General features: G+C 57.3%; 9 protein-coding genes. 5 read left to right on the forward strand and 4 right to left on the reverse strand.

Annotated elements, in window-relative coordinates:
- Nucleotides 1-124 precede the first annotated feature (124 nt).
- Together NKI85_RS36430 and NKI85_RS36435 are read left to right on the forward strand one after the other, a co-directional pair.
- Nucleotides 125-760 carry an SDR family NAD(P)-dependent oxidoreductase gene (locus tag NKI85_RS36430; RefSeq protein ID WP_352780639.1) on the forward strand — a complete coding sequence of 212 codons (636 nt, stop codon included), beginning with the start codon at nucleotides 125-127 and terminating at the stop codon, nucleotides 758-760.
- A gap of 759 nt (nucleotides 761-1,519) precedes the next feature.
- On the forward strand, nucleotides 1,520-2,128 hold the full coding sequence (locus NKI85_RS36435; RefSeq protein WP_352780640.1) for a VOC family protein: 609 nt from the start codon (nucleotides 1,520-1,522) through the stop codon (nucleotides 2,126-2,128).
- Nucleotides 2,129-3,468: 1,340 nt separating this feature from the next.
- Here the strand turns inward: NKI85_RS36435 and NKI85_RS36440 are convergent.
- Nucleotides 3,469-4,428, reverse strand: coding sequence for an ankyrin repeat domain-containing protein (locus NKI85_RS36440; protein WP_352780642.1), 960 nt, complete (start codon nucleotides 4,426-4,428; stop codon nucleotides 3,469-3,471).
- Entirely contained in the window at nucleotides 4,365-4,829 is a 465-nt protein-coding gene (locus NKI85_RS36445) for a hypothetical protein (protein ID WP_352780644.1), read from the reverse strand. The genes NKI85_RS36440 and NKI85_RS36445 overlap by 64 nt, the downstream gene beginning before the upstream one ends.
- A gap of 330 nt (nucleotides 4,830-5,159) precedes the next feature.
- Between NKI85_RS36445 and NKI85_RS36450 the strand changes: the two genes are divergently transcribed.
- Nucleotides 5,160-5,552 carry a hypothetical protein gene (locus NKI85_RS36450; protein WP_352531738.1) on the forward strand — a complete coding sequence of 131 codons (393 nt, stop codon included), beginning with the start codon at nucleotides 5,160-5,162 and terminating at the stop codon, nucleotides 5,550-5,552.
- Nucleotides 5,553-5,609: 57 nt separating this feature from the next.
- On the opposite strand, the gene NKI85_RS36455 is transcribed toward NKI85_RS36450, so the two are convergent.
- Entirely contained in the window at nucleotides 5,610-7,151 is a 1,542-nt protein-coding gene (locus tag NKI85_RS36455) for a caspase family protein (RefSeq protein WP_352780646.1), read from the reverse strand.
- 221 nt (nucleotides 7,152-7,372) lie between these two features.
- Between NKI85_RS36455 and NKI85_RS36460 the strand changes: the two genes are divergently transcribed.
- Nucleotides 7,373-9,322 (forward strand): CHASE2 domain-containing protein, encoded by a 1,950-nt coding sequence (locus tag NKI85_RS36460; protein WP_352780648.1) that lies wholly within the window; start codon nucleotides 7,373-7,375, stop codon nucleotides 9,320-9,322.
- 26 nt (nucleotides 9,323-9,348) lie between these two features.
- Nucleotides 9,349-10,107: a hypothetical protein gene (locus NKI85_RS36465; protein ID WP_352780651.1), complete on the forward strand. Its 759-nt coding sequence runs from the start codon at nucleotides 9,349-9,351 to the stop codon at nucleotides 10,105-10,107.
- A gap of 14 nt (nucleotides 10,108-10,121) precedes the next feature.
- Here NKI85_RS36465 and NKI85_RS36470 read toward each other — a convergent pair whose 3' ends face one another.
- Nucleotides 10,122-10,328: a hypothetical protein gene (locus tag NKI85_RS36470; protein ID WP_352531731.1), complete on the reverse strand. Its 207-nt coding sequence runs from the start codon at nucleotides 10,326-10,328 to the stop codon at nucleotides 10,122-10,124.
- Between the last annotated feature and the right edge of the window lie 234 nt (nucleotides 10,329-10,562).

A 10,562-nucleotide genomic window follows, 5' to 3' on the forward strand; every position in this document is an offset into this window, starting at 1 on the left:
GCACACCCCGAAACACAAATCCCCATAGCTCACCGCGTGCGGCCCGCGGGTTCCTGCATGAGAGACTTTCGTACGCCTGACGGCACCCGAAACCCTTCAGCATTGCCGGACGCTTTGGATTGAAATGTTGGCACCCAGAAGCGGACGAGGGTGCGGAAGATCAAGGCGGGGTGGGCAGGCGATCGCTGTTCAAGGCGACTTGGCCAAAACCGCAGATATCGAAGCCATGGTGGTCGAGGTGGTGGCGAGATTTGGGCCGATCGATATTTTGGTCAACAACGCCGCAGTGTTCGACTTCAAAGCGCTGCCCGATATCGATGAGGCGCACATTCATCACATCTTCAACACCAATGTGCTCGGCCTACTGACCACCACCAGGGTTGCCGTTGCAAACTTCAACCCCGAAGGCGGTAGCGTGGTCAACATCAGCTCCCTATCCGCCTTGGGGAATGCGCCCGGTGGCGCCGTCTATTCCGCGTCCAAAGCCGCGGTGAACGCCATAACGAAGGTGCTGGCTCTCGAACTCGCCGAACGGAAAATCCGGGTGAATGCCATCATGCCGGGCTACATCGATACGGAAGGCGCGCGGGCAATCGGTTTGAAGGGCAGCGAGCAGGAAGCGCACCTCATTGCCGCGACGCCCTTGGAAAAGCGACCCGGCCGACCTTCCGATCTGAGTCCGGTCGCCATCTTCCTGGCCTCCCGCGCGTCGGCCTGGATGACGGGGGAAGTCCTCACCGTGTCAGGAGGACAACGTTGAACGGCTCGCAACGGACGTCTGCGATCCGAGTGCGAGCTTGGCAGCGGACAGTTCACAAACGGCCAAATTTCGGTTGTTCAATGATACCCGTCGCGATGGCCGCTTCTGGTGCATCCTTCCTTTTCGAGAAACCGGAAGAATTGACCCCCAGCGGAGGTTCGCTCGCCCTCGGTTGGCTTCACACCCATGACTCTGAGCGGACGCTCTCTCCGTCAGACCGAAGGGCAATTCTGGACTGCTGACAACAGGACGTCGGGATCAGGACGCGTAAGGATTTGTCGGTGTCTTCTGGAACCGAAGCGACGACGAGCTTAGCTGTGCCGATTCGCTCTAGGGAAAAAAACATATGGTTAGTGAAATATATCCTGGAAAATTTCCTTTGATGCGTGGGAGTTGATTTGCTGCAATACAATAGGAATGCTAGGATATTTAGCCGCCAATATTTTGGCTGATTAGCGACCAGCCTGCCAAAACGTAGGGCGCGTTTCGTCCGCCGCGAAGTCCATCTCGGATTAGCGGGCGCGAATTCGCGTTACCGGATATGTGCACATCCAGAAGAGCATCAAGAGGTTCGGCGGCATAGTTGCGGCCCCGTGCCTCAAATCCCGCTTGCATGCATGAACAGCCACCACCGGCACCGGCAGGGCGCGTGGCGTTGAAGATAACGCAACGCATCCAAAACCCAAGGAGATCGTCATGGACGATATTCAGGAGCGCGGCGAAGCCGCAATCGCGACCCCGGCAGCGTGAGGGGTAGACTTGAAGCTCGAGGTCGTGGTCATTCCCGTTTCGGATGTCGACCGCGCCAAGCACTTCTATGGCGGCTTGGGTTGGCGACTGGACGCCGACATCACAGGCGACGAATTTCATGTAATCCAGTTTACGCCTCCGGGCTCCCCGTGTTCGACAGTTTTCGGCTCAGGGGTCACACCGGGGCTCTATGCCCGGATCGAGCTCGATGTCCTCGAACACGTTGGCGAGCTCGTCGTGTCGGACATCGGGGCAGCGCGCGCCGAACTCGCCGATCGCGGTGTCGACGTGAGCGAGGTGTACCACTATGCCGGCCGTGAAGGCCGTGTCAGCGGACCGGACCCTGAGCGGCGCAGCTACACCTCATACGCCACATTCAGCGATCCAGATGGAAACCAATGGCTGTTGCAGGAAGTCACCCAACGCTTTCCAGGGCGTGTCGACGCCGACAACACCACATTCGCCTCGTCGACCGAGCTCGCAGCGGCGTTCCGGCGTGCGTCTGTGGCCCATGGCGAGCACGAGAAGCGGACCGGCGGCCAGCGTGATGAGAATTGGCCGGACTGGTACGCTGCGTACATGGTAGCGGAGCAGGCGGGCAAGGAGCTGCCGCTATGAGGATTGGCTTGCGACGTCATTTGATATGGTAGCATCGACGCAATAGTGACTCTCTGATCGAGGAGCCAGCGCCCTCGGCGGCTCGATCGAAGTGCAGGGCGTGCGCATCCCCGGCACCGACCACCGCGGCGCCGATCCTGACGCTGAAGGGTGGCGCCCAATTGCCGTTGGAGTTCCGGCCAGGCCGAACTCGTCAAACTGCGACGACGCGGCCTGGGTGGCCGATCCCGCCCGTGTGCTGCCCGGTCAGGTGATAGCTCTCAAATCGACAATTACCTTCGTGGCCAATTTTTCCGATACTTTGTTTTCCGGACCGCCGTTGTTGCCTACTCGAACAGCAATAACGCGGGGAGACACACTACCGGGATAGAACCGGGTAGACAGCAAAACGGAACGCAAGAACGGGTGCATAAGATGACGCGTCAGCACCTTTTTATTAGCCAATGCTAATAACAGGCGTATAATTGCTTCAACATGTGGCCGAAGCGGCAATCGGAAAAGGGAATGCCGCGGCGCCAAGCCCCTGCCGCGTTCGTCCTTGCGGCCCTTTCGTCGTTAGGATTCTTGGTTCCCTCGAGCGCACATGATGCCCCGTCCGGATGGAGCTATCCGCCGGCCTGCTGTCACGGCGACGCCGAACATGGCGAGTGTCAGCGAATCCCAAACGGCGCGGTTCATGTTCGTCCCGGTGGCTGGGTTGTGATCCTGAGGCCCGGGGATCATCGGAAGATCACGCGTCAACAGCGATATTTCATTCCATATGGTGATGAGATTCCGTCGCAGGATGGCGACTATCATATTTGCCTCCATCCGACCCAAGAGCATGAGAACTGTTTTCTTGTCCCGCCTGACTCGATATGATCCGGGAGCCACGCGCGAGCTGCGGCTGAGACGCGGATAGCGCCGCGCCCAGTGCCGCCCGACGGCTACCGCCACCACTGTGAACCGGCGCCAAACCGTGACCCCTGCCCCAATGTGGGTGAACCGTTTGATTTATTCCGCTTTTCTTGACCCAGGAAAGGGTCACGACCGGCGCCGGTGTCGACCCTCTTTCAGCGCCGGATATGAGCGCGATATCAATAGCATACGGGCGATTTGCGTGGGGTCATGGTTCGGCGCCGAGTCACAGCGAGGTCGCGGCGAACGATCTTTGGATTTCGTGGCGTCAAATCGGTACGAGAGCTAATCTGATCCCACAGGGGGGCCCGGCCACGGGCTGTTCGTATAGCTGCAAACATTACCCACGAATGGAATCATGTCCTGGGTCATTTACACCCAGACCGAAGCGGAGCTGTGGAAGCACATCGAGTTGCATGCCGCACTCGCGCATCAGCCGGGACTTAGGGCAGAGGGATCGGCTTGTCGCTTAGCGTACGCAAATAGGCAATCAGATTAACACGCTCGGTCTCGTCGGGAACGCCGGAAATTTCCATGAGGACACCGGGCGTGGTGAGGACGGGATCATAGAGAAAGGTGTTCAGATCCTCGTAAGTCCACGCGCCCTCCCAATCCCGCAAAGTCTTGGAATAATTGAATTCCGGCACCGATGCCTTGTCGCGGCCGACGACCTCCCACAAGTTCGGACCAGTCTTGCGGCCCTTGCCTGGTTCGTTGTTGTGACACCCGTCGCAATTTCCGCCGAAATAAATCCGGCCCTTCTCGACATCGGCCGCAGCCAACTTTGTGGCAATCGGTGCGGGCTTAGGCAGCATGACGCCATGCGCCATGAGATAGTCGGATATCTCGGAATATTCGTAAAATCTGGCGAGATGGATCGGTGTCCGGGCGAAGGAGTCCGCTGTTCGGGCGTTCACATCAGCGCCCGCTTCGACCAGCGCCGTGACGCAGTCGAGGCAGCCATGCTTGACGGCCACATGAAGGGGGGTCTGCTTCCCCGCGGTCGAGTTCGGATTTGCGCCATGCACCAACAGCAGCGTGATAAATTCAAGCCGGTTTCTAGCGGCCGCCGCCATCAGGGGCGGCCCCCCAATCTTCGACCCGGCGTTGACGTCTGCGCCGCGCTCGATCAGCAATTCGGTCGCTTCAAGATGCTGCCTATTGACCGCGTAAAAGAGCGGCGTTGCAATACCGTCAAAGTCGTTGACGTTTGCCCCCGCATCCAGCGCCGCCGCGATGGCCGCGATGTCGCCCTTCTTGGCGGCGTCGTGAATGGCTGCCGCCTGGGATGTCAGCGGGATCAAACAGAAACAAATCAACAACAGCATTCCAGCGCGCATCAGTTGCCTCCCCCTACCGAAACTCCCGCCCATCCCATTTGAGCGTCGCCGCTTCGCCCCCATGTGGCGTGCATTCGGATTTCCGGGACCTGCCCTTCGCCGACGCTTACGCCCACCCCGAGCATTTCAGTCTTGAGCTCCAGAAGCGAGCCCCGCCGCACATAGATGTTCACCGCGCATATCTGCGCGCCGCAAAAACTGCTCCGGCTCGTTGACGCGCCTGCTGAACAGCTTATGCCCTCGTGGCTTGTGATGAGATCCGCCTTGCCCTCGCCGGTAAGATCGCGCTCGATCACGGAGCCGGGGGCAATCTCTCCCACATTGCCCTCGCAAGCCGAAGCGATCTGTTCGGCGATCAGGTAATTCGCGGCGTTGGGGTAGGCTGCGGCCGGCGCTGTGGCGGCAGCAAGAAGGGTGGCGAGGAAAATTGACCGGAGCATCGCGCTCTTCCCTGCAGCCACCATAACCCAACTTGGATTTCACCAAAAGGCAATGGGGCTCTTGTTCGGCAGGTTAAGCTGGTTGCGGGGGCAGGATTTGAACCTGCTACCTTCAGGTTATGGGACGCACGGAAAGTGACGCTGCTGCTGTGTGGCGGGACCTCGCTCTCGGTGTGGCCGCTTTCGGGCAATGGCAAAGGTTCTCAGTACGTCCGAGATGCAAATGTCCCCAACGACATCTAGGACGCGCTGATTTCCGCTTCTTGAAAGTTTGTTGTCATGATAATTTTCAGTCTCCTCGCTGAAGAATATGTAGACATGTCAGTCAAACCGGCGGGGGATGGGGAGGATAGGATGAAACTGTTATCGCTTGTTGTCGCAGCTACGTTTTCACTTGCTATGTCCGCTTGGGCCGAGGATCTACCAAGCAGCGCGAAGAAAGCATCTATGGAAGAATTTAAGACTTTTGCTAATGGGAAAAAGGTAAATGTAATAATATATGACGCTGGAGCTGATATAACTGCCACTCTCGTCTGGAACTGGAAGAAAAAACAGATCATTGGCGAAGCTTTGGTGAACAACAAAACTAAGATAAAGGTCAAAGTTCCATTGACTTTCGACGGTGAAAAGGCCTGTTCTGAAGACCAAGGTAAACCAGTTTGTCATTTTATCTACATTGACAACGACAAATTTTACGAGGTGCGCGACGACGGCAAAGTCCACGCGACTTCAACGTTGGTTCAATGAGACGGACTATGTCCGAATGATTTGGTCGGCGTTTGCACGGATCCGCAAATGCCGGCCCTATTCAGTACGCTTGTCAAGGCTTACGACACCTGCACACTCGCCTCCGACTCGAGAAAACTCACCGCTTCCTTTCGCACCTTGAAGCCTGCCAGTGATATGGTTTTGCCTTGGCGCACCATCGTCATCGACGAAACTTAAATAGATATCGAACGCCCCGTCGGCGGTGATTGTTCCGGCCAAAGGCACCATCGCGGAAATTTCCGTTCCATCGATAAAGATTGTCGTTGACTGTTCAGTGTAATCGCAGGCGGAATTACGTGCGCGCCGCGTCAGTGCCCACGCGCCATCAAAAGCCTTTACCTTGACCGGAGCGCAGACACGTTCTGGGATATTCTTGATTGCGCGCAACACCTCTTTCGTCGGCTCCAGGCTCGCAAGCTTCAATCCCCGCTGCTCGGCAAAGGCTTGAAGAGCCTTCCGACTTCCCGGTCCCCATTTGCCGTCTGCTTGTCCGACAAGGCAGCCGACCCGCGTTAGCTCTGTTTGCGTTGCCTTTGTCAACGCGCGCGGATCAGCCAAAGCTTGCGTCACATCTACATCAGAATGAGCTTCTGCAACCTCTACGCCGTCGATGGAAATCGAGGGGGCTTTGCCACGATCTGTTGCTGCCTGTTCGATCTCGTCGATCTTCAAGCTGGCTAACGCCGCAAAGACGCCGCTTGGATACTGTCTGAGATAGGCCTCAAAGAAGCGCTTGTCCGTCTTTTCCTTGATGGTCTCCCAATAGGCGACTTCTACGTCCCCTCCTTTCGCATCCGTCGTGACAGCGGTGTTTTCGGACAACGGTTGCAAAATGACGTCGCCCGTCAGCGAGGAGTTGTCCCATGGCACTTGCTTACCGTCGGTTGCTTCAAGCACATCCCTACGGACGTTGATCAGGTCGCGGGAGATGTCCTGGCCAGGCGTACCAAGATTCTTCAGCAGCGCAGATGTGAACGGCGAGTTCCTTCCCTCGCCGTCCAGCGCAACGTTCCCGGGCTGCGTTGCAAAGGCTATGAGCGACCCAACGCCCGTGCCTAGCCTTGCCAACCCCCGACCGACCGACCCTGATCGCGTACCCATCGAGCGCCCAAGGTTCTGTGAAAAAGGACTGTCCCGACAAGCATCCAAAAACACCAGGTTGACCTTCGTGGTTCGCTCCATGGCCGACAAGACGAGGTCCATGGGCACGGCTTCGAAGTCGAGGTCGTTATATGTGAATAGCCGCGCATCAACGGGAGCCATGTAGTTGGTGCCGTTCACCTGGACGCCATGGCCGGCATAGAAGAGAAGCGCCATGTCGGCACCATCCAGCTTGCCGATGAAATCTCGAACCGTGCCGCGCATCCCGCTCAGATCGAGGTCCTCGCCTGCAACCACCTCAAAGCCCAACGCCTGCAGTTTTGCGGTCATATCCACCGCATCATTTTTTGGATTGGAAAGTGGAACTGCGTATCTATAGGCAGAATTACCGATGACCAGCGCGACGCGCCGTTCTGCCCACGCTTGGGCGCTCAGCGAAACTAGAAGAAGCGCAATGGCGAAGCGAAGCGCCATCATGGCTGTATATCCTTAGTCTCGGCTCATTCAGCGGGTTCACCAGTCGATAGACTGGACAAAACCGGAGCAGTCTTGCGAGACTGAGCCCGGTGCTTCGCGGTGTCAAGTCCAACGGACAGTCCAACGGACTTAGCGAAGGGCCTACCGCTAGCCCTCACTTCGCCAGCGGTCTATGCTGTGTAGATTCACGCCGATAGACACCGAAACGGATTGCACGCAGCTTGGCCGTCTTCACGCCGATCGGAAAGGTTCAAAAAGGGCGCCTTCTCACATCGCTCGGATTCTTTTTCATTCTGGGAGCCTGCATTGCCACATTCTCTCCCTCCGGCGAGAAACTGCTGCGCGACGTCTTGATGACGACCATCTCGCCCTTCGTCGCGCCCCCGACAGACATCGTGATCGTAACGATCACAGAGCAGACCTTGGAAAGATTTCCCTATAGATCGCCGCTGGATCGGGGTGCCTTGGCCGACCTCGTGCAGAGAATCGATAAAGCTCATCCGAGAACAATAGGCATTGACTTGCTTTTCGATCAGCCAACCGAGGCGGAAAAGGATCGGCGCCTGGCTGAGGTTATCGAGGCGGCCGAAAGTCCCGTAATTGTCGCATCTGCATCACACGAGGACGACCTTACCGACAAGCAACTGTCGTACCTTAGTCGCTTCGCGCCAAGCGCCATCCGCGGACTGGCGGCCCTGTCTCATGATAGGGTCGACGGGGTTGTGCGGGAAGAATTTCCAGGGCGCGTGGTGAATGGCAACTGGCAACCTAGCTTTGCATCAGCGCTCGCGCAGACCGCCGGCATATCGGCATCGCAAGCTGCGGAGAAGATGGTCTACTATCGGGCTACAGGCATTCATCCGGCACGATTTACAATATATCCGGCACACGCCGCCGCTTTCGCGCCCCCGGCTTGGTTCGCCGGGAAGTTCGTTTTGATCGGCGTTGACCTCCCGCTGCAGGATCGTCATGCAACCCCCTTTGCCGTGCTGAACGGCTCTGTTGCCGGAGCGCTGCCGGGTGTCGTTATTCATGCCAATGCGCTGGCGAGATTGATCAAGGGCGACAAAATCATTACGCCAGAGGCGGTGGCGGCGTTTGCGCCCTTCGTTCTCGCGACGGCGCTCTGCATCTGGGTCGCTTGGCTCCGCATATCAGTGCTGGTGAAACCTGTGGTCATCATCGGCGCAGTCGTTTCGGTTTTGATCTTAGAAGCAACCGCGTTTGCCAAGGCCGGAATTCTGTTACCTATGGTCGCGCCGTCGATGCTGCTGCTAGGGCTCTCCGGATTCGTCGCAATTCTGGCATGGCACCGGGACTCGAAAGAAAGGCGTTTCGTCCAGAACGCGTTCTCTCAGTATCTCAGCCCGGCAGTCGTGGCAGAGCTAGTCAGCAAGCCGGCGTCGCTGCGCCTCGGCGGATCCGAACGCTTGATAACGTGCGTGTTCACCGACCTTGAAGGATTCACCAGTTTGGGCGAACGGACGGAACCAGAGGTATTTGCTAAGGTTCTGAATGAATACCTCGAGGCGGTTTGTGGTCTCTTCATTGAACATGGCGCCACGATAGACAAACTAATAGGCGATGCAGTCATTGGTTTTTTTGGCGCACCGGGTGTGCAGGAGGACCAAGCCGAAAGGGCCCTAAAACTAACGCTTGCTACCGTCGCGATGTCTCGAAGATTTCGGACAGATCTAAAGTCTAGAGGCCATGACGTTGGCGTCACTCGTATCGGCGTCCATCGAGGACCGGCAGTTGTCGGAAATTTTGGGGGCAATCGATTCTTCAACTACACGGCCATGGGCGATACGGTGAACACCGCTGCCAGGCTCGAAGGCGCGAACAAGTTTCTAGGTACCGTGAACTGCATCAGCGAGGAGGTGGCGAACTCTTCCGATGACTACCTGCTTCGGCGGTCCGGTGTGTTGTGTCTGAAAGGCAAGACTGAGTGGATTTCAGCCTTCGAGTTGCTGGAGGAGGGGCGTATGAATCGCGAGATGGTGGAGGCTTACTCGCAAGCTTATTTGCTGATGTCCGCGCGCGACAAGACTGCCGCTGCTGCGTTTGCATCGCTGGCCATTCAATATCCCAACGATGGCCTCGTTGCTTATCACCTTGGGAGATTGAAGCAGGGTGAGGCTGGCGATAGGATCTATCTTGAAGGCAAGTAAAACAAGCGTATGGTTGAACGCGCGTCATGTATCGGCAACCCAAAATCATTTTCCTACTGGCTGCGGCTATGGCAGCAATTGGTTCTTGCTCGAGCGCTCTTGCGGCCAGCGAGTATGTCGTTGTCGCTGTCGATCCTCCCGCGGACAGCCCTCAGCTCGGCAAACTGTTCAAACTGGGCGACCTCGTGCATATCGAGGGTGGATCGACTGTCACTTTGATGGGTGACGATGGCTCGGTCACTGCGTTGCCGGGACCTGCGGATATTGTGGTGACTGACGACGCATCGGGTTCTGGATCAACGTCTAACGGGGCGGCAGGCGCTTCTTCGAGTTTGACTGCGATTTCGGATCTATTGGGGAATGCCGCTGGTCAGCTCCAAACCATAGGTGGATCTCGTGGCGTTTCCGACACGACGGCCGCCACCTTGGAACCTTGGATGGTGCCGGTCGAAAATGGTCTGACAGGCTGCGTTTATGATCTCAAACTGGAGCTTTGGCGCCCACCGGGGCACCGGGCGGATGTTTCTGTTGGCTATAATGAAGAGTCGCTGGCGACAAGCTTGGTCTGGGACAAGGACACCCCAATTTTGGCAATTCCCGGAAACGTGCCACCGGATCTTCGATCCGTTGGGTTGGTGATCGACGATAAGTCGTTTCGAATGCCTATCGTGCATTTGCCCACCGGCTTCAGCCCGTCGGATCATGTGGGACTGTATGCCTGGATGATAGGAAGCGGTTGTCTTCTTCAGGCATCCGCACTGATCCGGAACTTGGCTAACCGATAGACCACCAGGGGTGGTCACTTCACGGCGCACTGGAAGCGGTAGAGGCGCGCCTTCGCGTCAACCACCGCCATATCGAGGCAACTTCTCGATGGCGCGCTAAGGAAAGCGATCGCCTTGCGCCCAGCGGGGACGCCGACTGAAAGTTTGCGGCGCACGAATTTATTGCTTTCGTTGACGTAGACTTGGACGGTTGCCGAATAGCGGCTGAAGTAGATACGCAAGTGGCAAAACGTCGTGCTGTGTTGCCAAGGCTATGCTGGGATCAGGTGGTCCGTCCAGAATAGTTCTTCCTGCAGAACCGGCGATCTCGAGATGCCACCGACCCTCCGCATGCCCCCTCGAAACGCTGGAAGAGGGATGGTGCGTCGCACAAAAATATTGCAATGCACTATAAATGCCGTAACGTCAGTTTCGTAAATGAACGAGACGGCTTTTGTGAAAGGCCGTCCACCGGA

Origin of the sequence: Mesorhizobium sp. M0571, assembly GCF_040320985.1 — a bacterium.
Taxonomy (GTDB): Bacteria; Pseudomonadota; Alphaproteobacteria; order Rhizobiales; family Rhizobiaceae; genus Mesorhizobium.